At 52.5% G+C, this 22,875-nt stretch carries 21 protein-coding genes; 8 read left to right on the top strand and 13 right to left on the bottom strand.

Annotated features, from left to right (window positions below; translation table 11 throughout):
- Window positions 1–79 precede the first annotated feature (79 nt).
- The 8 genes from FIU95_RS08960 to FIU95_RS08995 all read right to left on the bottom strand — a co-directional run bounded on the left by FIU95_RS08960 (window position 80) and on the right by FIU95_RS08995 (window position 8,745).
- The gene (locus FIU95_RS08960; RefSeq protein ID WP_152453432.1) at window positions 80–1,357 is read right to left on the bottom strand and encodes an MFS transporter; all 1,278 of its coding nucleotides are present in this window, start codon (window positions 1,355–1,357) and stop codon (window positions 80–82) included.
- Window positions 1,350–2,771 (bottom strand): 8-oxoguanine deaminase, encoded by a 1,422-nt coding sequence (locus FIU95_RS08965; RefSeq protein WP_152453434.1) that lies wholly within the window; start codon window positions 2,769–2,771, stop codon window positions 1,350–1,352. Before FIU95_RS08965 ends, FIU95_RS08960 begins: the two co-directional genes overlap by 8 nt.
- A gap of 350 nt (window positions 2,772–3,121) precedes the next feature.
- A complete protein-coding gene (locus FIU95_RS08970) occupies window positions 3,122–3,544 on the bottom strand; it encodes a GNAT family N-acetyltransferase (RefSeq protein WP_152453436.1) in 423 nt (140 codons plus the stop codon).
- A 1-nt stretch (window position 3,545) separates the two neighbouring features.
- The gene (locus tag FIU95_RS08975) at window positions 3,546–4,700 is read right to left on the bottom strand and encodes a cupin domain-containing protein (RefSeq protein WP_152453438.1); all 1,155 of its coding nucleotides are present in this window, start codon (window positions 4,698–4,700) and stop codon (window positions 3,546–3,548) included.
- A 153-nt stretch (window positions 4,701–4,853) separates the two neighbouring features.
- Window positions 4,854–6,227, bottom strand: a complete 1,374-nt coding sequence (purB, locus tag FIU95_RS08980) for an adenylosuccinate lyase (RefSeq protein ID WP_152453440.1) — start codon at window positions 6,225–6,227, stop codon at window positions 4,854–4,856.
- Window positions 6,228–6,242: 15 nt separating this feature from the next.
- Window positions 6,243–6,878 (bottom strand): high frequency lysogenization protein HflD, encoded by a 636-nt coding sequence (gene hflD, locus FIU95_RS08985; RefSeq protein ID WP_152453442.1) that lies wholly within the window; start codon window positions 6,876–6,878, stop codon window positions 6,243–6,245.
- Window positions 6,879–6,887: 9 nt separating this feature from the next.
- Entirely contained in the window at window positions 6,888–8,033 is a 1,146-nt protein-coding gene (gene mnmA, locus FIU95_RS08990; protein WP_152453444.1) for a tRNA 2-thiouridine(34) synthase MnmA, read from the bottom strand.
- A gap of 97 nt (window positions 8,034–8,130) precedes the next feature.
- Window positions 8,131–8,745, bottom strand: a complete 615-nt coding sequence (locus FIU95_RS08995; protein ID WP_152453446.1) for a pseudouridine synthase — start codon at window positions 8,743–8,745, stop codon at window positions 8,131–8,133.
- Between the two features lie 149 nt (window positions 8,746–8,894).
- Here FIU95_RS08995 and icd point away from each other — a divergent pair, with 149 nt between their 5' ends.
- On the top strand, window positions 8,895–10,145 hold the full coding sequence (icd, locus tag FIU95_RS09000; RefSeq protein WP_152453448.1) for an NADP-dependent isocitrate dehydrogenase: 1,251 nt from the start codon (window positions 8,895–8,897) through the stop codon (window positions 10,143–10,145).
- A gap of 111 nt (window positions 10,146–10,256) precedes the next feature.
- On the opposite strand, the gene cspD is transcribed toward icd, so the two are convergent.
- Window positions 10,257–10,559 (bottom strand): cold shock domain-containing protein CspD, encoded by a 303-nt coding sequence (gene cspD / locus FIU95_RS21620; RefSeq protein ID WP_152453450.1) that lies wholly within the window; start codon window positions 10,557–10,559, stop codon window positions 10,257–10,259.
- Between the two features lie 280 nt (window positions 10,560–10,839).
- Between cspD and clpS the strand changes: the two genes are divergently transcribed.
- Together clpS and clpA are read left to right on the top strand one after the other, a co-directional pair.
- The gene (clpS, locus tag FIU95_RS09010) at window positions 10,840–11,220 is read left to right on the top strand and encodes an ATP-dependent Clp protease adapter ClpS (RefSeq protein WP_152453452.1); all 381 of its coding nucleotides are present in this window, start codon (window positions 10,840–10,842) and stop codon (window positions 11,218–11,220) included.
- Window positions 11,221–11,354: 134 nt separating this feature from the next.
- A complete protein-coding gene (gene clpA / locus FIU95_RS09015) occupies window positions 11,355–13,640 on the top strand; it encodes an ATP-dependent Clp protease ATP-binding subunit ClpA (RefSeq protein ID WP_152453454.1) in 2,286 nt (761 codons plus the stop codon).
- A gap of 91 nt (window positions 13,641–13,731) precedes the next feature.
- Here the strand turns inward: clpA and infA are convergent, their stop codons facing one another.
- The 4 genes from infA to trxB all read right to left on the bottom strand — a co-directional run bounded on the left by infA (window position 13,732) and on the right by trxB (window position 16,520).
- Window positions 13,732–13,950: a translation initiation factor IF-1 gene (gene infA / locus FIU95_RS09020; RefSeq protein WP_010130378.1), complete on the bottom strand. Its 219-nt coding sequence runs from the start codon at window positions 13,948–13,950 to the stop codon at window positions 13,732–13,734.
- Between the two features lie 127 nt (window positions 13,951–14,077).
- Window positions 14,078–14,797 (bottom strand): arginyltransferase, encoded by a 720-nt coding sequence (locus tag FIU95_RS09025; RefSeq protein WP_152453456.1) that lies wholly within the window; start codon window positions 14,795–14,797, stop codon window positions 14,078–14,080.
- Window positions 14,790–15,482: a leucyl/phenylalanyl-tRNA--protein transferase gene (aat, locus tag FIU95_RS09030; RefSeq protein ID WP_152456241.1), complete on the bottom strand. Its 693-nt coding sequence runs from the start codon at window positions 15,480–15,482 to the stop codon at window positions 14,790–14,792. The genes FIU95_RS09025 and aat overlap by 8 nt, the downstream gene beginning before the upstream one ends.
- 96 nt (window positions 15,483–15,578) lie before the next feature.
- Window positions 15,579–16,520, bottom strand: coding sequence for a thioredoxin-disulfide reductase (gene trxB / locus FIU95_RS09035; protein WP_152453458.1), 942 nt, complete (start codon window positions 16,518–16,520; stop codon window positions 15,579–15,581).
- A gap of 401 nt (window positions 16,521–16,921) precedes the next feature.
- Between trxB and FIU95_RS09040 the strand changes: the two genes are divergently transcribed.
- The 5 genes from FIU95_RS09040 to crcB all read left to right on the top strand — a co-directional run bounded on the left by FIU95_RS09040 (window position 16,922) and on the right by crcB (window position 22,852).
- On the top strand, window positions 16,922–17,959 hold the full coding sequence (locus tag FIU95_RS09040) for a class I SAM-dependent methyltransferase (protein ID WP_152453460.1): 1,038 nt from the start codon (window positions 16,922–16,924) through the stop codon (window positions 17,957–17,959).
- 98 nt (window positions 17,960–18,057) lie between these two features.
- Complete coding sequence (locus FIU95_RS09045) at window positions 18,058–20,400, top strand: DNA translocase FtsK (RefSeq protein WP_152453462.1); 2,343 nt, start codon at window positions 18,058–18,060, stop codon at window positions 20,398–20,400.
- Between the two features lie 82 nt (window positions 20,401–20,482).
- Window positions 20,483–21,097 carry an outer membrane lipoprotein chaperone LolA gene (gene lolA / locus FIU95_RS09050; RefSeq protein ID WP_253868996.1) on the top strand — a complete coding sequence of 205 codons (615 nt, stop codon included), beginning with the start codon at window positions 20,483–20,485 and terminating at the stop codon, window positions 21,095–21,097.
- Window positions 21,090–22,433 (top strand): replication-associated recombination protein A, encoded by a 1,344-nt coding sequence (locus tag FIU95_RS09055; RefSeq protein WP_152453464.1) that lies wholly within the window; start codon window positions 21,090–21,092, stop codon window positions 22,431–22,433. The genes lolA and FIU95_RS09055 overlap by 8 nt, the downstream gene beginning before the upstream one ends.
- Window positions 22,434–22,477: 44 nt before the next feature.
- Entirely contained in the window at window positions 22,478–22,852 is a 375-nt protein-coding gene (gene crcB, locus FIU95_RS09060) for a fluoride efflux transporter CrcB (RefSeq protein WP_152453466.1), read from the top strand.
- Window positions 22,853–22,875 lie beyond the last annotated feature (23 nt).

Genomic DNA, 22,875 nt, shown 5'->3' on the forward strand with positions numbered 1-22,875 from the left:
TTTTAATGTATTTTGTTAGGATAAATCGCTTATAGATAATGAAATAGCCTCTGGAAATTATCGTTGAATTTTGCCGGGGCTATTTTTCCTTATAAAAGAATAAGCTGCTAAAAAAACCAATACAGATAACGATACCTACCAACTGAAAAGCAGACTGATAGTCTAGGAATTTAGTGCCGCCTTTAGGTAAAAAATTAAGGTGCTCGGTTATTCTATCTATTAGTCCAAGCTGTTGATTGGCTTCAAGTGATAGGCCTACAAGCGCCTGTAATAGCCCACCAAAAATAAATCCGGCAGTAACTACCAGCGCAGTTGCCAGGGTGTGAGTAGATTTTGGTAATTGAGCCTGGATTACTGAAAATGCCAGAATAGATCCGCTGAGTCCAACTCCAAGAATAAAGTTGGCTCCTAAACTCCATGAGATGGAAAGATTAATCAATAGTAAGATCAGTGTGATTGCCAATGCAATTAGGCTATACGTTCTTGCGGGTACAATATAGTCATTTCTATGTTGCGCCCAGACGCCAACTGTGAGGCTCCCAAAGATTACCCCTATCAGAGTCATTGTGTTGCTAAAAGTCCCTTGCTGTGCGGTTTCGTCAAAAAAATCTACCTGGAACTGCACATTCCACAAGTCGGAGTAAGCGAGCATGCTACCGTAGAGGCAGGCATAAAAAATTAATGCTGCCCAGAATTGTAAAGACGTGAAACAAACCCTAAGTTGAGTAATGAGCGGTAAGGCAGGAGCATTTTTTTCATTGCTGATTTTGGGGTTGCTGCCAACAAATAGATATATCGCCGTTGCCAAAGTAATAAGAAAAGCGCCAGCAAAATAATATAGGTCCCGAAACGAGGTGATACTTGCAGTTAACCCGAACAGTATTGATAAAAAAGCCGCACTAAAGTTTGCTAACCCCTGGCTTAATGCGCTTAAAAGGGAGAAGTGATCCGGTAAATCTCTCTCGATAATATAGATAACTCCTATAAAACTACACGACAGGCCAAATGCAGTTAAGATTTGACCGACTAACGCCCACAGAAAATTGGAGCTACTTGCAAAAATGATACAGCCACATGAGGCTAGTAAAGCCGTTAGGCTCAGAAGGATTTTTGGACTGAAAGCGCCTAGTTTTGATCCCAGTAGGAGTTGACCAAGTGAGTAAGCGATAAAAGAGCTGCCGCCTAAAATACCTATTTCACTGTGGTCAAGTTCTAGCTGGGTGACAATGTTGGGGGATAGTAAAGCAAAGAAAACTGAGAGCACGATACTGCTTGAAAAAAGCAGGACTGCAATACTCCAGGGAAGGTACCTCTGCTTTCCTACCAATTTAGCCCCAGCTCTGTGCATATCAGCCATCTCTCAGAAGCTTTCTGCTCCATTTATTATGCTCACGAATGACAGGGGCCATATCAATTGAAATAATCTCTCCATTACTAACTATCTGGCGGCCGTGAATAACCACTGTTTTCGCAGACTGTGGAGCGCAAAAGACTACAGCGGCGACAGGGTCTGAAAGGGCTCCCGCGTATTGAATAGTATTGAGCTCCAGTGTAAAAAAATCTGCGCAGCGCCCGACCTCTAGCGCACCGATATCAGTGCGATTAAGAACCCTTGCACCTCCAAGGGTGGCAAGTTCCAAGGCTTCTCGAGCAGTCATCCATTCTGAGGAACGCAGTGGGTGGGATTGAGGGAGTTGGGCGTAACGGTGTGGTCCTTCTGGGGGGCGAAGTCCCATTCTCAACCTTGAAAGCAGCATGGCTTGGCGGGTTTCGAGAAGCATATTGGAGGCGTCATTACTGGCGGAGCCATCAACGCCAAGACCCACTTTTATGCCAGCGGCAATATAATCTTTGACTGGCGCAATTCCCGAAGAGAGACGCATATTAGAGCTTGGGCAGTGTGAAATACCACACCCCATGCGAGCCAAAGCATTCACTTCCAAGGCATCGACATGTACGGCATGAGCAAACCAAACATCGGGGCCCAGCCATTCGGCTTCTTCCATCCATTCCAAAGGTCGCTTGCCAAACCGTTCAAGTGTATGGCGTTCTTCATCAAATGTTTCGCAGATGTGTGTGTGCAGCATGACCCCCTTATCTCGGGCCAGCTGAGCGGTTTCCTTGAGCAAGTTTTCTGAAACATTAAATGGGGAGCAGGGGGCTAAAACGATTCGGGTTAGGGCGCCGTAATTTGCATCGTGATAGCGATCTATGACACGAATGCTGTCCTGGAGAATAAATTCTTCATCCTCGACGCTCTCATCTGGAGGCAAGCCCCCTTTGGATCTACCCAAGGACATAGAGCCACGACTAGCATGAAATCTCACCCCCAAATCTTTGGCGGCTTCAATATGAAAATCTACTTTGTTGCCACTTTTGAATAGGTAAGAGTGGTCAAACACCGTCGTGCAACCAGAGAGCACAAGCTCACCCAAACCAATCAGGGCGCTGGTACGGGAAGCCTCTGGGTTTATACGGGTCCAAATGGGGTAGTGGAGCTGCAACCAAGCAAAGAGGTTCATGTTTTGGGTGGCAGGCAGGTTACGGGTCAACGTCTGATTTAAGTGGTGATGAGTGTTCACCATCCCGGGGAGGGCTATCTGCCCGCGGGCATCTATAATCGTATCCGCATTCCTGGGCAGGTCCTTGGACTGTCCTACAGCGGTAATTATTCCGTCCTCAGCATAAATACCCCCGTCGGCAATTTCACGCCTTTCTGAGTCCATGGTTACCAGGAGCTCGGCATTTTTAAGGAGCAGTGTCTTGGGCATGGTTGGTAAAGCACCTCCTTATTCGATTTCCAGGCCCTCTGATATTAGTCCGAGCTAACAGGAAGTCAGGAAAAAGGGACTGTGCCCAAATGATGGGCAGCCTGTTCGGTCCCAGTTATAGGAAGTAGATAAAGGAATAGTATAAAAGAATACACTTACAAGGCCGTTATCGTATAAATTCATATTCCCGCTAGCCACATCTACAGAAAATGTTAGTTAGGTGATGGGGGGCGTATGGGATCTACCGGAACAGTGAAGAGGATATTTTGTTTATGGTGGTTTGGATGGAGGATGGAGGATGGAGGAGGATGGCCGGCATGCATTTCCATGCCGGCATTTTTCATTGCAGCTTAGTTTAACTGCCGCACCATCTTGATATGGGGGATACCCGCTTCATAAAAGATCTCTCCCTCCGCGATAAAGCCGCCTCTGGTATAAAAACCCTGAGCGTGTTGTTGTGCATGCAGGTAGATATTGAATAAGCCCCGTTGCTTGGCATAGTCACAAATGCAGTTTAGTAATTGAGCCCCAAGCCCAAGCCCTCGAGCAGATTGCTTGATGGCCATTCTGCCAATTTTGCCATTTTTACCGAGGCGCCCGGTCCCTACAGCGACACCCTCATTGAAAACCAGAAAATGTTGCGAGCTTTCTTCCAGGTTATCCCATTCCAAGTCTGCGGGTACTTTCTGTTCTTGTACAAACACAGCTTCGCGGATAGCTCGAATGCTTTCTTGCTCTTTTTGCCAGTCTGCGGGGCGCACCAGTACGGCCATTTCAAAAATCCTCCGGGGGATAAATTAATGTGCCCTGGGCTACCAGCTGATCAATGAGCCCATCATTGCTGGCAATTTCAGGGAAAGCCTCAATATCGTCCCAGGAGATTTCGTGCGATTCAGCAAACTGCTGGGCAAATGTGAGTGGTGCGGAGAGAGCCTCACCATCGACAAATAACGTGGCCGGCTCTCGACAGAAGGCTGCTCGCGATGCGGGGTTTAGTACTAACTGTGCCCCTTTTGGCATTTGCTCACGCCAGTCTGCAGCTTCATCTGCATCTAATGCGACGGTATCAGGGTATTTTGCTTCAGTCATTACGGCGCCAAACCACTGAGTGATCTTTTCTGGTTGCTTCAGCCACTCGATGAGCTGTTGTTGCAAGCGAGCTACTGACTCAGAATCTACTTCTGCTGGGCATTTTGCCGGTTCCATGCCGGCATCGGTATAGCGCAGGCTGTCCGGTAGCCCCATGGCTACTTCGGCGGCGAGGTCTTCCAGTATGACTGAAGCAGAGGGTGCTCGGAAGCCAATGGAAATCGTGGTGCAGCCGCCCTCGGCGATACCCCAGTGGCTGTATTGTGGAGGAAGATAGAGCATATCACCGGGTTCTAGCACCCAGCTGTTTTCTGCATTGAACTCTTTCAAGATATTGAGGGGCGTGCCTTCCAGGCGTGGGCTGGTTTCATCTACTTTAACTCCCTGCTGCCAAAGGCGCTTGCCTTCGGCTTGGAGCAAAAAGACGTCGTAGTGATCGTAGTGAGGCCCGACACTCCCCTGGTCGGCCGCGTAACTAATCATGACGTCATCTAAGCGCCAGTCTGGGATAAAGCGGAAGGACTCTTTTAGTTCGGCCACTTCCGAGAGCCACTGGTCTACTGCTTGTACAAGTAATGTCCAGTGAGTGCGGGGTAGGGTGAGGAAGTCTTCTTCAGTGAAAGGGCCAGTGCGTAGCTCCCAGGGCCCGCTTTCACCGTTTTCCAGTACCAGGCGCGATTCAACCGCTTCCTCCAGTGCCATGCCTGCAAGCTCTTCCCCTGAAATGGGCGACTCGAAGTTGGGGAAGGCATTGCGGATCAGCAGGGGTTTTTGCTGCCAATAATCACGCATAAAAACTTCAATTGGCATATCGCCGAGATGGGTAAGGGGGCTTGCCACGGTAACTCTCACTGTTAGTTGGGCTGGGGTAATGCTCTCAAGTCTGCTAATGGAAGTAACCTAGCGTGAAGTTACAGCTCTGCAGAGTAGAGCGATCATGAGCGGTTTGAATAAGCTTCCGGCCACGGAAATGTAGCCGGAAGCAGTGCTCACTTAAATTTTGCGAGCTTGCTCGATAGCATTACCGATATAGGATGCTGGGGTCATTTCCAATAGTGCGCTTTTGGCTTCTGCAGGAATATCCAGGTTCTCGATAAACACTTTTAAAGTTTCGCGGGTAATACCCTGGCCGCGAGTAAGGGCCTTCAGTTTCTCGTAAGGCTCTTCGATGTTGTAGCGGCGCATAACAGTCTGGATCGGCTCGGCCAGAACTTCCCAGGAATTATCCAGGTCTTCCGCCAGGCGTTCACGGTTGATCTCCAGTTTGCCCAGCCCCTTCATGGTGGCGGCATAAGCAATGGCGGAGTAACCGGCGCCCACGCCCATATTGCGCAGTACGGTGGAGTCGGTCAGGTCGCGCTGCCAGCGGGAGACCGGCAATTTCGCGGCCAGGTGCTGGAATACGGCATTGGCCAGGCCCAGGTTGCCTTCGGAGTTTTCGAAGTCGATAGGGTTGACCTTATGCGGCATGGTGGAGGAACCCACTTCTCCGGCAACGACTTTCTGCTTGAAGTAGCCAAGGGAGATATAGCCCCAGATATCGCGGTCAAAGTCGATCAGGATGGTGTTAAAGCGCGCAATGGCATCGAACAGTTCGGCAATATAGTCGTGGGGTTCGATCTGGGTGGTGTAGGGGTTCCAGGTCAGGCCGAGAGAGGAGATGAACTCTTCCGCGTTCTTTTCCCAGTCGATAGTTGGGTAAGCAGACAGGTGAGCATTGTAGTTGCCCACAGCACCGTTGATTTTACCCAGCAGTGGTACGGCCTCTACCTGGGCTACCTGGCGGCGCAGGCGCGCAACCACGTTGGCGAGTTCCTTGCCTACAGTCGTGGGGCTGGCGGTTTGGCCGTGGGTGCGGGATAGCATAGGCACATCGGCGAAATCCTGGGCGAGTTTGGCAATTTTTTCTACCAGGCCATTCATTGCGGGCAGCATGAAATTGTCGCGGCCAGCGCGCAGCATCAGGGCGTGGGACAGGTTGTTGATGTCCTCGGAGGTGCAGGCGAAGTGAACGAATTCGCTTACTTTTGCCAGCTGTGCATTGCCGCTGATTTTTTCCTTGAGGAAGTATTCAACCGCTTTCACGTCATGGTTGGTGGTGCGCTCAATTTCCTTGATACGCCCAGCATCTTCCAGGGAAAAGTTAGCCACAATGCTATCGAGTAGCTGGTTGGCAGCTTCGTCGAACTGCTCTACCTCAGCAATTCCCGAGTGTGCGGAGAGTTTCTGAAGCCAGCGCACTTCCACTTCAACACGGGCGCGAATCAGGCCGTATTCACTGAAAATTTCACGTAGGGGGGCAGTCTTGCTCTCGTAGCGACCATCAATAGGGGATACCGCTGTGAGTGCGGAAAGCTCAACTGTCATAGTAAATCTCCGGGATTAGTTTTTTATAGATTCGATCTGTGCGATCAGCTCGTCGGTCGCACGCAATAGTTTCTTGCGTTGAAACAGAAGGTGCAGGCGTCTGCCACCCAATTGTCGCCACAGCGTGGCTGAACGAATACCGGCAAACAGCATGGAGCGGATCTGGTTGGCGACACGCTGTTGCTGCAGGAAATTGAAATCCCCCAGAACCTGGATGCGGAAGCGGAAAGTACCGAGAGTATCGCTGTAGATGCTGGCGAGATTGGAAAATACATTCTCGTGAGTGGGGGCGAAGTGCTCCGCCTGAGTCTTGGCTTTTTCGAGGCGGCTGCCAATAATGGAAAGCAACTCTCCTTTCTTGCTTAATTGCCGCTGCAGATAGAGCACCGAGAGTGCGTAGCGCAGGCAGTCTGTGTATTCGGGGTGTTGCCGCGATTGCAGTAACTGCCTTGAAACCTGTAAGCCAGGCAGCAGCTTTTCTGCACCGGCAAACACATCTTCGGTGCGATCTGGGTTGAGCTGGAAGAGGCTATACACCCCGGTTTCCAGTTGGGCCTGGGGAGCGGTGCCCGTTTTGGCCAGGCGCTCTACCAGTGTTGCGGATTGAAAAATTCCGGCCAGTGCCAGAGCCTGGTCCCGCCAGTTATTCAAAGTCACTCCTTAGTGTTTCTTGTACTTTTCTGGTACGGCGGTGCCTATACCGGTTGCCTGTTCTATCACTGCGCCGCCGAGGCATTTTTCACCATCGTACAGGACCAGAGATTGCCCTGGAGTTATTGCACGTTGAGGTTCATCAAACTCCACAACTAGGTTTCCATCTTCCTGTACCTGTACGGTGCAATCCTGGTCCGGCTGGCGATAGCGAGTTTTCGCCTGACAGCGGAAAGACTCCCCTGGTGCAGCACCATTGATCCAATGGGTTTGGGTTGCCCTCAAGCCAGTGGCATAGAGCAAGGGGTGGTGCGCCCCCTGGGCAACAATCAATACGTTGCGCTCCAGGTTTTTACCCACAACATACCAAGGTTCTTCGCCTGCACCTTTTACGCCACCGATACCTAGTCCCTGCCTCTGTCCGATGGTGTGATACATCAGGCCGGCGTGACGCCCCATAACTTCGCCTTCGGGCGTTTCCATGTCGCCCGGCTGGGCGGGCAGGTACTGCTCCAGGAAATCCTTAAAGCGACGTTCGCCAATAAAGCAAATACCGGTGCTGTCTTTCTTGTTGTGGGTGATAAAGCCATTTTCCTCGGCGATACGCCGCACTTCGGGTTTCTCCAGTTCCCCTAATGGGAACAGTGAACGAGCAAACTCTGCCTCCCCAACGGCGTGGAGGAAATAGCTTTGATCTTTGTTGCCATCCAACCCCTTGAATAAGTAGGAGCGACCTTCTATATCGCGGCGACGGGCATAGTGCCCGGTGGCAATGGCATCCGCGCCCAGGACTTCGGCATATTCCAGGAAAACTTTAAATTTGATTTCCCGGTTACACAGAATGTCTGGGTTCGGTGTGCGGCCGGCTTTGTATTCTGCCAGGAAGTATTCGAATACATGATCCCAATACTCGGCTGCAAAATTGGCGGTGTGCAGTTTAATGCCCAGCTTTTCACAAACAGCCTGGGCATCGGCCAAGTCCGCTTTCGCAGTGCAGTATTCGGTGCCGTCGTCCTCGTCCCAGTTTTTCATAAACAAGCCCTCCACCTGGTAGCCCTGCTGCATAAGCAGGAGTGCGGCTACAGAGGAGTCCACACCGCCGGACATACCGACGATGACGCGCTTTGGCTGTTTGTTGTGCGTGGAATCAAGCATAAGAAGGACAGTCACTACTTCACTGAGATGGAAAGGGGGCGAATTTTACCTGTGAATCGTGCTTCTGACCAAGGCCGCTTTCATCTTGGTTTATAGCTTACTGCCCCCGGCGGGGGCGATTGCGCTTCTGAGGTGGCTTCGTTTTGCGGTAGGGCCTTGGTTTAGGTGCAGAGAAAACCTCCTCCGAGCGGTACTGTCCCGGCTGCAGAGCATCGAGCTTCCAATTACCGATCGCCATACGCACCAGTCGCAGGGTGGGGAAGCCGACTGCGGCGGTCATACGCCGTACTTGGCGGTTTCGGCCCTCATGGATAGTGAGCTCTACCCAGCTGGTGGGGATGGACTTGCGCTCTCTAATTGGGGGGTTGCGTGGCCACAGATCGACTTTGGAGAGTTTGCGGGCCTTAGCAGGAGCTGTGCGTCCATCCTTCAAATCTACACCTTGGCGCAGGAACATCAGGGCATCATCGGTGATTTCCCCCTCAACCTGGGCCCAATAGGTTTTCGCCATCTTTCTCTTTGGATGGCTGATTTGATGTTGTAGCGCTCCATCATCAGTGAGGAGTAGGAGACCCTCGGAGTCGTAGTCGAGCCGCCCGGCGGCATAGAAGCCTTTGTGCGGGATATAGTCCGCTAGTGTGGCGCGACCCTGGGGATCTGTGAATTGGCTTAACACGCCAAAAGGTTTGTTTAGGAGAATGATCTTGGGCATAAGAAAAATTGAGTATTGTAATCCAACTACAAAAATTAGCCGATGCTGCTATAATCCCGCCGATTTTTATCCCCGCCCAATGGTCCCGGGGGAGCGGTGCAAGCAACGCTGGACCTAAAAAGTCATAGAATTTTGGGAGTTTACGCAATATGGGTCACATCCAAGTGCCGGCAGACGGCGAAAAAGTTACAGTCAATTCCGACGGTTCGCTGAATGTTCCGAATCGCCCGGTAATTCCGTTCATCGAGGGTGACGGCATCGGTGTGGATATCACCCCGGTAATGCGCAAGGTTATCGACGCGGCGGTAGAGAAAGCTTTCGGCGGCGACAAGAAAATCGAGTGGATGGAAATCTACTGCGGCGAGAAAGCCGCAGAGACTTACGCTGGTGACTGGTTCCCAGCTGAAACCCTCGAAGCGATCAAAGACTACGTTGTCAGCATCAAAGGCCCTCTGACCACTCCAGTGGGCGGCGGCTTCCGTTCCCTGAACGTTGCCCTGCGTCAGGAGTTGGACCTGTATGTATGTCAGCGTCCGGTTCGCTGGTTCAGCGGCGTACCTTCTCCGGTGAAAGAGCCGAACAAGGTAGACATGGTGATCTTCCGTGAGAACTCCGAAGACATCTACGCGGGTATCGAGTGGAAAGCGGACACCGACGAAGCCAAGAAAGTTATCAAGTTCCTGCAGGAAGAGATGGGTGTTAAGAAAATCCGTTTCCCTGAGAACTGCGGTATTGGTGTTAAGCCGGTTTCTTCTGAAGGTACCAAGCGTCTCGTGCGCAAGGCTATCCAGTACGCTGTGGACCAGGATCGCGATTCCGTAACCCTGGTGCACAAAGGCAACATCATGAAGTTCACCGAAGGTGCCTTCGCCGATTGGGGTTATGAGCTGGCTCGCGACGAGTTTGGCGCTCAGCCACTGGACGGCGGTCCTTGGCACAGCTTCAAGAACCCGAAGACTGGCAAAGAGATCGTTGTTAAGGACGTGATTGCCGATGCGATGCTGCAGCAGATCCTGTTGCGTCCTGCTGAGTACGACGTAATTGCCACCCTGAACCTGAACGGCGACTACTTGTCCGACGCACTGGCTGCGCAGGTTGGCGGTATCGGTATCGCTCCGGGTGCGAACCTGTCCGACGACGTTGCTCTGTTCGAAGCGACTCACGGTACTGCACCTAAGTACGCCGGCCAAGACAAAGTAAACCCGGGCTCCCTGATTCTTTCCGCTGAGATGATGCTGCGTCACCTGGGCTGGAACGAAGCTGCAGACCTGGTCATCAAGGGTATGGAAGGTGCTATCGAAGCCAAGACCGTAACCTACGATTTCGAGCGCCTGATGGATGGTGCCGAGCTGAAATCCTGCTCCGCGTTTGGTGACGAAGTTATCAAGCACATGGCCTAATTGGCTGATTTAGGGTTGGATCGTTTAATCCGGCCCTAACTAAAAAAGCCCTTTGCTGTAAAGCGAAGGGCTTTTTTGTTGGCGTGGGTCTGCCAGTGCAGCTTCAACAGGTTAGTCGAGCGCTTCCGCCTCTTTCTCTCTGATTGTCTCAGAGCGGCTGAGATCTGCATTAACGCTGGCGCTTTGGCTGCTAGTCGTAGCTTCTGCCGCCGTGGCGGTAGAAATATTTGCGGCGTGATAGCCTTTGTCACCTCTGACGATATCAAAGGTAACTTGCTGGCCGGCCTTCAGGGTTCGGTAGCCTTCCATCTGAATTGCGGAATAGTGCGCGAACAGATCCTCCCCTCCTTCATCTGCAAGAATAAACCCATATCCCTTAGCGTTGTTGAACCACTTCACGGTACCAGTAGGCATAACGAACTCCCTCTAATTGCCTGAGTGACCTATCGGCCACCTTACAGAGTTTTTATATTTATTTGACCTGCGGATTAATCGACTGCGATCCTATCTGCGACTAATGGCTGTGAATGAGCAGGCACTACCTCTTGTAGTCAACTGCTATAGGAATGTCAAGAAGCTGCGCTTGAGGCTGTGATGTCCCTGTGTCGTTGGTCAAATAAGGTTACAATGGCAGGTCGTTGATGGTTGAGCATGCCGTGCTACTAAAGCTCGTTAGAACACATTGATAATTGTTATGAGTATTTTGCAGGTCATTAAACTAGGCTCCAGTGATTCTGGAGAAGATTATTTAGAGGGTGAGGGTTCCGATGGCGGGCTCGCACTGGAAGAGGCGCCGCCACGGCTCAAACGCCCGCCTATGTATAAGGTCATCATGTTGAATGATGACTACACCCCCATGGACTTTGTTGTGGAGACTCTGGAGTTATTTTTTGGGGTCAACCGTGAGCGCGCCACACAGTTGATGCTGCAAGTACACACACGGGGAAAAGCAGTGTGCGGTGTCTATACTCGGGATATAGCGGAGACAAAGGCCGCACAAGTTAATCAGTTCGCCCAGGAGAATGAGCATCCGTTGTTGTGTGAGATAGAGGCGGACGAGAGTAAAGACGATTGATTTATATTAAAGCTGCTTTAGCACAAGGGTCCCGTCACCTGAAAGGAATCAGCCAGGAGATAGATGCCGGCAAAGGGTGCGCGCCTACCAGCGGAGTCGGCGGGGAATATTGGCGATTAGGGTTTGAGGTTTAAATGCTCAGCAAGGACTTAGAGGTAACGCTCAATCTGGCGTTCAAGGGTGCGCGAGCGAAGCGGCACGAATTCATGACTGTGGAGCACCTGCTGCTGGCGCTCCTGGACAATGAGTCGGCTGCTGACGTGTTGCATGCCTGCGGGGCCGACCTGAGCGCATTGCGCCGCGAACTGTTGGAGTTTGTGGACTCTACCACGCCGTTAATCCCGGAGGCAGATACCGATCGCGAGACCCAGCCTACCCTGGGGTTCCAAAGGGTATTGCAGAGGGCCGTTTTCCACGTTCAGTCATCGGGTAAAAAAGAGGTTACCGGGGCTAATGTGTTGGTCGCCATTTTCTGTGAACAGGAAAGCCAAGCCGTTTACTATCTGAAGCAGCAGAGTGTTGCGCGCATTGATGTAGTCAATTACATCACCCATGGGATTTCCAGGGTCGGTTCCAGCGGCAATAACCACAATCACCACCATGGCTCAGATGCCACCCAGGAGCAGGTGGAAGAGGAGATCAGTACCGGTACCGAACCCGGAGGCTCTGACCCCCTGGAGAGCTATGCAACCAACCTGAACCAGGAGGCAATCCTCGGTCGAATCGACCCGCTGGTCGGGCGTGGTCCCGAAGTTGAACGGGTCACTCAGGTCCTCGCGCGACGCCGCAAGAATAACCCCCTGTTGGTGGGTGAATCCGGCGTCGGTAAAACTGCAATCGCTGAAGGCTTGGCCAGACGAATTGTGGATGAGGATATTCCAGAGCCCTTAAAAGACAGTACCATTTACTCTCTTGACCTGGGCTCTCTACTTGCCGGAACCAAGTATCGGGGTGATTTTGAGAAGCGTTTCAAAGCATTGTTAGCCGAGCTGAAGAAGCGCGAGCATGCAGTCCTGTTTATTGATGAGATCCATACCATTATTGGAGCCGGCGCAGCATCCGGCGGCGTTATGGACGCTTCCAACCTGCTGAAACCACTGCTTTCCAGCGGTCAGCTTCGCTGCATTGGCTCCACCACCTTTACCGAATACCGCGGTATCTTCGAGAAAGACCGCGCGCTCTCACGCCGCTTTCAAAAAATTGATGTCAGCGAGCCCTCGGTAGAGGAGACCGTACAGATACTGCAGGGCCTCAGGAGCTGCTTCGAGGATCATCACAAAGTGCGTTTCACCGATGCCGCCCTTGATGCCGCCGCCCAGCTCTCCAGTCGTCATATCACCGAGCGTTTCCTGCCCGATAAAGCGATCGATGTGATTGATGAGGCGGGGGCCTATCAATCCCTACTGTCCGTCGAGGAGCGCACAGAGGTGATTGGTGTTGGTGAGATCGAAGAAGTAATAGCCAAAATGGCTCGGATCCCGGCGAAGAGTGTCTCCGCTTCGGACAAGGAGCAGTTATCGCGACTAGACGATAATCTCAAGATGGTGGTCTTTGGTCAGGATCGGGCGATTGAAGCGCTCAGTACGGCCATTAAGCTGAGTCGTGCGGGACTCGGTGCGGAGGAGAAACCCATAGGCTCGTTCTTGTTCTCTGGCCCTACAGGGGTCGGTAAGACTGAGCTTTGCCGTCAGCTGGCCAAGGTCATGGGGATTGAGCTTATTCGCTTCGATATGTCCGAGTATATGGAGCGCCACACGGTTTCCCGTCTGATTGGTGCGCCTCCCGGCTATGTGGGCTTCGATCAGGGTGGGTTGTTAACCGATGCGGTGACCAAGCATCCGCACAGTGTGGTGTTGCTCGATGAGATCGAGAAGGCCCACCCCGAAGTATTTAACCTGCTTCTGCAGGTGATGGACCATGGAACCCTGACGGACAATAACGGGCGCAAAGCGGATTTCCGCAATGTGATCCTGATTATGACCACGAATGCTGGTGCTGAACTGATGAGTCGTCGATCTATCGGTTTCTCCAGTCAGGACCACTCCTCCGATGGTATGGAGGAGATTAAAAAGATGTTTACCCCCGAGTTCCGCAACCGCCTCGACAGTATTATCCAATTTGGTGCTCTTCCATTGGATGTGGTTAAAACGGTGGTGGATAAGTTTATTGTCGAGTTGCAGGCGCAGCTGGATGACTCCCGTGTAACCCTGATCGTGGAAGATGAGGCCCGCGAGTGGCTGGCTATTCGCGGTTATGATGAGAAAATGGGAGCCCGCCCAATGTCCCGCTTGATACGAGACAAGTTGCGTAAACCCTTGGCGGAGTCCGTTCTGTTTGGGGAGTTGGCGGAAGAGGGTGGCCGTGTTGTGGTCGTCATAGAAGATGACGAAATATCCATAAAGACGGCGGTTCCGGCCTGATTTTGCTTGTAAGCCCATCAAAAAAGCCACCGTAAGGTGGCTTTTTTGTATCACAGCAAATCGCCTTGGAGGCTTTTGCCTGGCGAGCGAATTAACGGGCGCGGTACGTAATGCGGCCTTTGCTCAGGTCGTAGGGCGTAAGCTCCACCTTGACCTTGTCGCCAGTGAGGATGCGAATGTAGTTTTTACGCATCTTTCCTGAGATGTGCGCAATGACCACGTGTCCGTTTTCCAGCTTTACGCGGAAAGTGGTATTTGGCAGGGTGTCGATCACCTCGCCTTCCATTTCAATATAATCGTCTTTTGCCATGCGGCAGCAACCTTCAAATAAACTTGATCAGACCTTTACCCCGGAGGCAATCTTGCCTAGCCGCGGCTCGACGGGCGAGCATTTTGCACGAAAAGGCAGAATAGAGCAAAGGGCGCGTGCAATGGGGCTATAGAGACTTCAAGCTCCAGCGGTTCTCCATGAGCATTTCTATCGGCTTGAACTGGCTTTTGTAAGCCATTTTGTGGCACTTCTCGATCCAATAGCCCAAGTAGAGATTGGAGAGGCCCAGCCTCCTGGCCCATTCGATCTGGTAGAGAATGCAGTAGCTCCCGAGGCTGCGTTTGTCCTCATCCGGGTCGAAGAAAGTATAGATGGCCGACAGGCCTGCAGTGAGGAGGTCGGTAACCGCTACAGCCACCAGGCGCCCCCGCGCACGGAGTTCGATATAGCGTGTGGCCCCCCAGGCTGGGCTCAAAAAGCTGCGATATTGCTCGCGGCTGGGTGGGTACATTTCTCCGTCGGCGTGGCGCTGCTCGATATAGCGAGCGTACAGCTCGTAATGTTCGTCTGTGTCGATGGATTCGATATGGAAGATATCCAGATCCTTGTTGCGCTTCCAACAGCGCCGTTGGTTGCGATCGGGTACAAAAAGACCCACAGGCACACGGGCGGGTACACAGGCTCTGCAAGTGGCGCATTGCGGTCGGTAGAGATAGGCACCACTGCGGCGGAAGCCCAGCTCTGAAAGGCGGTTGTACAGGCGTTGGTCTACCTCTGTCTGCGGGTCCACAAATACCGTTGTGGCCTCCCTGTCCGGCAGGTAGCCACATGGGTGGGGCAGAGTTGCCAGCAGGCGGACCGAGTCGAGCTGAGAATATTTACCCATAAGTCCACGAAAGTTCCCAAGGCTGCGGGAAGGCGGGTTGTGCCAGGCCGCATTCCAGCAAGTGTTCGAAGTCCTTACGGCACAATTCAACGGCCCCGAGACTGTTCAAGTGAGGGTTGCTTACCTGGCAGTCGATGAGAGGGCAGCCCCACAATTCTAATTGGCGAACGAGGTGGACAAAAGCGACTTTGGAAGCATCCGTCTCCCGGTGAAACATTGATTCGCCAAAAAATACCCGACCGATGGCTATGCCATAAAGCCCGCCAGCCAACAGCCCGTCGCGCCATACTTCGACGGAGTGTGCATGGCCAAGGTGATGCATATCGACATACGCCTCGGTCATTTCATCGGTGATCCAGGTGCCATCTTCAGAGGTTCTGGGGGCGCGGCAGCCCTCGATGACCGCTTCGAAGGCCTGGTCAAATGTGACCGAGAATGTACCTCGGCGCAGCACCTTGCGCAGGCTGCGACCTATACGAAAGTCACTGGGTATCACCACGCAACGTGGCGAGGGGGACCACCATAGGATGGGCTGGTCATCGGAGAACCAGGGAAAGATACCGCGCCCGTAGGCTGCTAACAGCCAGTCTGGAGTGAGGTCTCCACCCGCAGCGAGTAGCCCATTGGGGTCGTCGAGAGCAGTCTGGGTAGAAGGGAAGTCGATATGGTTGTGGTCGAGCCACATCAGGCGGCTTTGGGTATTCCTTGCCACAAACTGATACCTGTCCTGGGCCTGAAGAGGCCCGGGTAGCCTTGTGGATACCCGGGGGAGAAGCGCTTATTAGGCGTCGAGGAAACGCTCGGCATCCAGAGCTGCCATACAGCCAGTTCCAGCGGAAGTGACCGCCTGGCGGTAGATATGATCAGACACATCGCCTGCAGCAAACACGCCGGGGACAGATGTCTGGGTCGCGTTACCCTCCAGGCCACTTTGCACGATGATATAGCCGTTGTTCATTTCCAGCTGATCTTTAAAAATATCGGTATTGGGCTTATGGCCAATCGCGATAAACACACCGGAGACTTCAAGATCCTTGGTAGAGTCGTCCTGTGTGTTGCGAACGCGCAGACCAGTTACACCGCTGTCATCCCCAAGAACTTCGTCGAGGGTGTGGTGAAAGCAAAGTTTGATATTGCCGTTTTCCACCTTATCCATCAGGCGATTCTGCAGAATCTTTTCCGCACGAAGTTCGTCGCGGCGGTGAATCAGTGTGACTTCGCTGGCGATGTTAGACAGGTAAAGGGCCTCTTCAACAGCGGTGTTGCCGCCGCCTACGACCGCTACTTTTTGATCGCGATAGAAAAAACCATCACAAGTGGCACAGGCACTGACGCCGCGGCCCTGGAAGGCTTCCTCGGAAGGCAGGCCCAGGTACTGAGCAGAGGCGCCTGTGGCAATGATCAGCGCATCGCAGGTGTAGGTTTCATTGCCCTTCAGGGTGAATGGGCGGTTGTTCAGATCTACAGACTCGATGTGGTCGAAAATAATCTGGGTGTCGAAGCGCTCGGCGTGTTGCTGCATTTGCACCATCAGATCGGGACCTTGCAGGTCGGCGATACCACCGGGCCAGTTTTCAACTTCTGTGGTAGTGGTCAGCTGTCCACCCTGCTGCATGCCGGTGATCACTACGGGGTTCAAATTTGCGCGGGCTGCGTAGATGGCTGCTGTGTAGCCTGCAGGACCAGAACCGAGAATAATCAGTCGATGATGGTTGTTGCTCATGAAACTCTCTTTAAACCTGTCTGTGTGCAAAGTTTACCCAGTGAACTGGGGGTCCACCTAGCTGGCCATATTTTGATCAGCCAAAGCTATTAGATTGGCCGATATGATAGGCGATAGTGACAATGCGACGAAATAGTTTGCCTCAATTTATGCCATTGGGAAGTGCTATTTAGATCGCTACGGCGGGTCGGTCCGGTTCTCTCTATCCAGAAATGACATCAATAATTGTTAATAATTCCTTGTTTTTATTGAATAAACTGCGATTTATTTAATGTGAAGTCTGCCCGAAAGGGCTTATAAAGTATTTGTATTTGGTCACAAGAGGGCTCGGAGGAGGTGTTTTCATCCTTATGGTAATTAGCCAAGTTTAGGATGCATAACAACGGCCAAAGGGCGAAGCCATGAGGCAAGGCAGAAAAATAGTACCGTTGAATCTGGGCAGTAATTTGATTGGCCACCCCACATTTACCTTCAGTCTCAGTAATGAAGCACAGGTATTTGTGTCGGAGATCCTGGATGACTCTTTCTCCTTGAGGCTTTCTGTCGATTTAGGGCCTGATGGTAGTCATATTGCCAGTTTGCATGGCCCTCCAGATTTAGTGGAGTTGTTCGCATCCCTGAAGCTGCAGATCAGATGCGATATTGTGGCGGATGGGTACAATGTTCTCTCCCATGATGCTTTAGACGCCTTCGTGGCTTCACCCGAATCGAAAGCAAAACTACTCGAAGCGTTGGATCTCAAAGAGGGAAACAAAGTACTGGACTTAATGAGCGGCAGTGGAGCAGTGAGCCAGTTGCTGTTGGAGTATGGTGATAAAAAGTCAATGGAGATTGCTCTCAGTCTGTGTGATACCCACCACTCCCAGCTCAAGCGTATTGACCCAAAAGTGCGTGAAAGGGTTGTCGATGTTACTGTGGGTGATGCCAGGGCGTTGCCTTATGAAAAGGAATCTTTTGATGCAGTAGTGCTCAAAATGGGATTGCACGAAGTGCCCCAGTTGGACCAACCGTTGGTAATGAGGAACGTCTTTCGAGTCCTGAAGAGGGGGGGGCGCTTCATTATTTGGCAATTGCTGCCTGCCACCGGTGTGATACAGGATGTATTTACAGATATCGTACGAAAAACCAGCATCTTGGCTGGCTGCGAATCCCAAGCTTTCAACCGCTATTTCCCCAGGCAGGACCAGTTATCCTGGCTGTTTAAAAGTGCTGGCTTCAGTGGGTGTGAGGAAATATTTCAGGCTGAATTCACTTACAGTACCCAGGCAAGCCTGGTCGCCGAGCTGGGTGGAGACTCCAGCAAACTAGAAATACTGAATAACTTTGCCCGCGACAGAGTGCCCCAAGAGATAAGAGATTCGTTGTGTTGGCGGGATACTGGAGAGGATATTTCCCTTAAGATTCCGGCTTGTATATATCGCACATACAAACCGGCATAAATCAAAGATAATTAGGCCATCGAGGAAATCGCTACTTAAGCGATTTCCGTTCATTACAAGTGCCAGAAAGTAACAACAAAGATTATTGAGGTAAGCCATTGAAGGCCGAGAGCGCAACCGAAGAAAATTCCGCGAAGAGCGGTGTATTACCGGATTCACTCGTCGCCCGCTTGGTTCGCGAGGGTGCGTTAATCAGTTTGCTGGCGGGTGCACTATTGTTGGCTATTAGCCTGCTGAGTTATGACGCCCAGGATCCAGGTTGGTCCCATACCGGTCAGTTAGGAAAAATTCACAATGCCATTGGACCGGCTGGGGCCTGGCTCGCCGATGTGTGCCTTTCACTATTGGGTTGGATGGCTTACCTGTTCCCTCTGTTGATCGGCTTGCGCGCCTATAAAATCTTGCGCGATCGCAATGCGCGTTTTCATGCTCCTCTACTTGCACTTAGAGTCTTTGGTCTGACCCTTCTGCTAGTCAGTGGCGCCTCTTTGGCGACACTTTGTTTTTCCCCTTCGGAAAATCCACTGCCGTTCACTAATGGCGGGATCATTGGAGATGCATTGTCGAGTTCCCTGGAGGGGAGTCTTGGTTATGTTGGCGCGACAATTTTATTGCTGGCGATTTTCGCTATTGGTACCACCGTGTTTACCGGTCTTTCCTGGCTCAAGCTGGTGGAATCCATCGGCCGCAATGTGCTGGGGCTTATTGCTTGGATGACTAGCTACTACAAGCAGTGGCGTCAGAAGCGCACAGAACAACGGGTGGCGCGGGAAGCTATAGTAGTTCGCAAGGCCGCCGTGGAAGAAGAGAAGCAGCGCACAGCCAAACGCATTCCGCCCAAGATCGAAGCGACGGCACCAAAGCCGAAGCAGAGCCCCCGGGCGGCAAAGGAGAAGCAGGGAGAGCTATTCAAGGCTGGGCCCGTGACTGGAACCTTGCCGCCTTTGGGACTTCTCGACCCCTCCGACCAGAATAAGAAGCCGGGCTTTTCCCGGGAGTCCCTCGAAGCTCTGTCTCGCTTGCTGGAGTTGAAACTCAAGGATTTTGGTGTGGTAGCCGAGGTTGTATCGGTACTGCCTGGCCCCGTAGTAACCCGCTTTGAGATCCAGCCGGCGCCGGGGGTGAAGGTGAGTAAAATCTCCAACCTGGCTAAAGACCTGGCCAGATCCCTGGCGGTGATCAGTGTCCGCGTAGTGGAGGTGATCCCGGGTAAATCGGTAGTAGGCATTGAGATTCCCAATGAGAATCGCCAGATGGTGCGCCTCAGTGAGGTGCTGTCCGCCGATGTTTATGAAAATGCCAAATCGCCCCTGACTCTGGCGCTTGGGCACGATATTTCCGGTCAGCCGGTAGTGGCGGATCTCGCTAAGATGCCCCACCTCCTAGTCGCCGGTACCACCGGTTCTGGTAAATCTGTGGGCATCAATGTGATGCTGCTCAGCCTGCTTTATAAGTCCACGCCCGAGGAGGTCCGCCTGATTTTGGTGGACCCGAAGATGTTGGAATTATCGGTATACGAGGGTATTCCCCACCTACTCACCCCGGTGATCACCGACATGAATGACGCGGCCAATGGTTTGCGCTGGTGTGTGGGTGAGATGGAGCGTCGCTATAAATTGATGGCGGCGATGGGGGTGCGCAATCTGGCGGGCTTTAATCGCAAGATAAAAGAGGCAGAAGAAGCCGGTGAGCCGATTCTGGATCCTATCTGGGAGTCAGATCCTGCTTCCAGCGTTCCGGCTGAAGAGCAAACCGCCCCTGCACTTAAGGCTCTACCCGCAATCGTGGTTGTTATTGATGAATTTGCCGACATGATGATGATTGTTGGCAAAAAGGTGGAGCAGCTGATTGCCCGTATCGCACAGAAAGCCCGGGCTGCGGGGATTCATCTGCTGTTAGCTACCCAGCGACCCTCGGTGGATGTGATTACCGGGTTGATCAAGGCCAATGTGCCTACCCGTATCGGTTTTCAGGTCTCCTCCAAAGTGGATTCTCGCACCATTCTTGACCAGGGCGGCGCCGAGCAGCTGCTCGGTCACGGCGATATGCTTTATCTGCCTCCAGGCAGTGGGGTGCCAGTGCGGGTTCACGGTGCTTTTGTTGACGACCATGAGGTACACAAAGTCGTCGCAGACTGGGCGCGTCGCGGAGAGCCCGAATACATCGACGGTATTGTTGATGACAGCAATAACAGCATTCCGGTGCCCGGATTGCAGTCCGAGGGCGGTGATGAAGATGATCCTGAGGCTGATGCTCTTTACGATGAAGCCGTTGCTTTTGTCACCAAATCGCGCAAGGCATCTATCTCCTCTGTGCAGCGTCAGCTTCGTATCGGCTACAATCGCGCCGCGCGAATTATCGATGCCATGGAGGCTGCCGGCGTTGTGTCGCCTGCCGGGCACAATGGCAACCGTGAAGTGTTGGCTCCGCCCCCCGCATAAGAGGGGGCAGCGCCAATCGCAGTTAAGCTACGGTTCACTTCCCGCTGGCTAATCTTTAGGGAAATCAACACACTGGAAATCAATGATGAAGAATATTCTACGCAACTTGCTGGTGGCATTGACGGTTGTGACCAGTGCAGCCTGGGCCGACGCTACCGAAGATCTCGGCAAACTACTGCAGCCGCTGTCTTCTCTGTCTGGAAATTTTAAGCAGACTTTGATTGATGAGCGCGGCAAGGTTTCGCAAAAAAGCAATGGTAACTTTTCTGTGCAAAGGCCGGGCAAGTTACGCTGGAAAACGGGCGAGCCTTATGCCCAACTATTGGTGACCAATAATAAAACTCTGTGGCTCTATGATCCGGATCTTGAACAGGTCACCATTCGTCCGGTGGATGAGCGTATGAAAGAAACCCCGGCGCTGTTACTCGGCGGCAAGGTGGAGGATATTCGCGAATCTTTCGATGTGACCTTAAAAGAGGGCGTTTACCAGCTGGCGCCAAAAAATCCAAAGGCGCCGTTTAAATCGATGGAAATCCGTTTTGCTAAAGATGGTCTGCCATCCTCTATGAAAGTACGCGATAGCATGGGGCAGACAACGGAGATTGTTTTCAACAGCATGAAAGCAAACCCGAAACTTTCTGAGTCCCTCTTTAATTTCAAGCCACCCGCCGGTACAGACATAATCAAAGATGAGTGATCTGTTTCAAACTCCGCCGACGCACCAACCACTGGCCGCGAGAATGCGGCCCGATTCCCTGGCCTACTATGTGGGCCAATCACATTTATTGGGCAAGGGAAAACCTCTGCGGGAAGCGGTTGAGCGTGGCCAGTTGCACTCGATGATTTTGTGGGGGCCACCGGGCGTCGGCAAGACCACATTTGCCCGACTGTTAGCGGCAGAGTGTGATGCGCACTTCGCCACTCTGTCTGCAGTGTTGGCGGGAGTGAAGGATATTCGGCAGGCAGTTGCTGAAGCCGAACAACGGCGAATGCAGTCAGGCCGTAACACCATTCTTTTTGTCGACGAAGTACACCGTTTCAATAAAGCGCAGCAGGATGCTTTTCTTCCCTATGTGGAAGAGGGCACCGTGACTTTTGTTGGTGCCACTACTGAAAACCCGGCCTTTGAGTTGAACAATGCGCTCCTATCCCGCTGTCGGGTTTATCTACTGCGCAGTATTCCCGAAGAAGACTTGCTCGGGCTGCTGCAGTATGCGCTGCAGGCGGATGATCAACTGCGCGAGCGAAGTGTCCATGTGCCAGAAAATGTTTTGGGCAAGATTGCCCGCGCGGCCGATGGGGATGCACGCAGCGCCTTAAACTTGCTCGAAGTCGCCTGCGACCTGGCCAGGGAAGAGGGCGGTAGGCTTGTGGTCGATGAAGACGTACTCAGCGAAGTGCTCAGCGCCGATGTGCGCCGATTCGACAAGGGCGGTGATTATTTTTACGACCAGATTTCTGCCATGCATAAATCTGTGCGGGGCTCAGATCCCGATGCAGCACTCTACTGGTTTGTGCGCATGCTCGATGGCGGCTGCGATCCTTTGTATGTTGCCCGCCGGGTGGTGCGTATGGCCAGTGAAGATATTGGTAATGCCGATCCACGCGCGCTGCAGTTGGCTCTGAATGCCCGGGATGTCCAGGAGCGTCTCGGTAGCCCGGAGGGGGAGCTGGCTATTGCGCAGGCAATTACTTATCTTGCAGTCGCAGCGAAAAGTAACGCGGTTTACAGTGCTTATAAACGCGCAGTGGCCGATGTACGCCGGGAACCCAGTTACGAAGTGCCCGTTCATTTACGCAATGCCCCCACTAAGTTGGCGAAGAGTCTGTCTCACGGTGCCGAGTACCGCTATGCCCACGACGAGCCCGATGCTTTCGCGGCGGGAGAGAACTACTTCCCCGAAGAGGTTGCAGACAGGCAGTATTACCAGCCTGTACCCCGTGGGCTGGAGCTAAAGATTTCTGAAAAGTTGCAGGTGCTGCGACGTCTTAACAGTGAAAGTGCTGAGCAGCGCTATAAAAACAAACCTTAGCGCTAGCTATTAGAGAAAGACGAAAGGATTAGAAGGAAAAATCTATGCAGTGGCTCGCCATCGCCATAGGTGGTGCCTTGGGGGCAATGCTTCGCCACCAGATTACTGTCTGGACCTACCCGGTATTCAACGGGAAATTCCCACTCGGCACATTAATCGTGAATGTGCTTGGATCATTCCTTATCGGTATTGCCTACATATTGATCACTCACAGGGCAATGCTTGGGGAGGAGTGGCGCCTGTTGATCATGACAGGAATGTTCGGTGCACTGACTACCTTTTCCACTTTCTCCCTAGAGAGCCTGATACTGTGGCACAATGGCCAGCCTTTGATGGCTCTAGGCTATATCGTCGGCAGTCTCATTTGCTGCCTGGCGGCCACAGGAGCCGCAGTCGCCTTGGCGACGCGTTATTTTTAACCAATATTTACTTTAATTTTGTT

Source organism: Microbulbifer sp. THAF38 (assembly GCF_009363535.1).
GTDB lineage: Bacteria > Pseudomonadota > Gammaproteobacteria > Pseudomonadales > Cellvibrionaceae > Microbulbifer.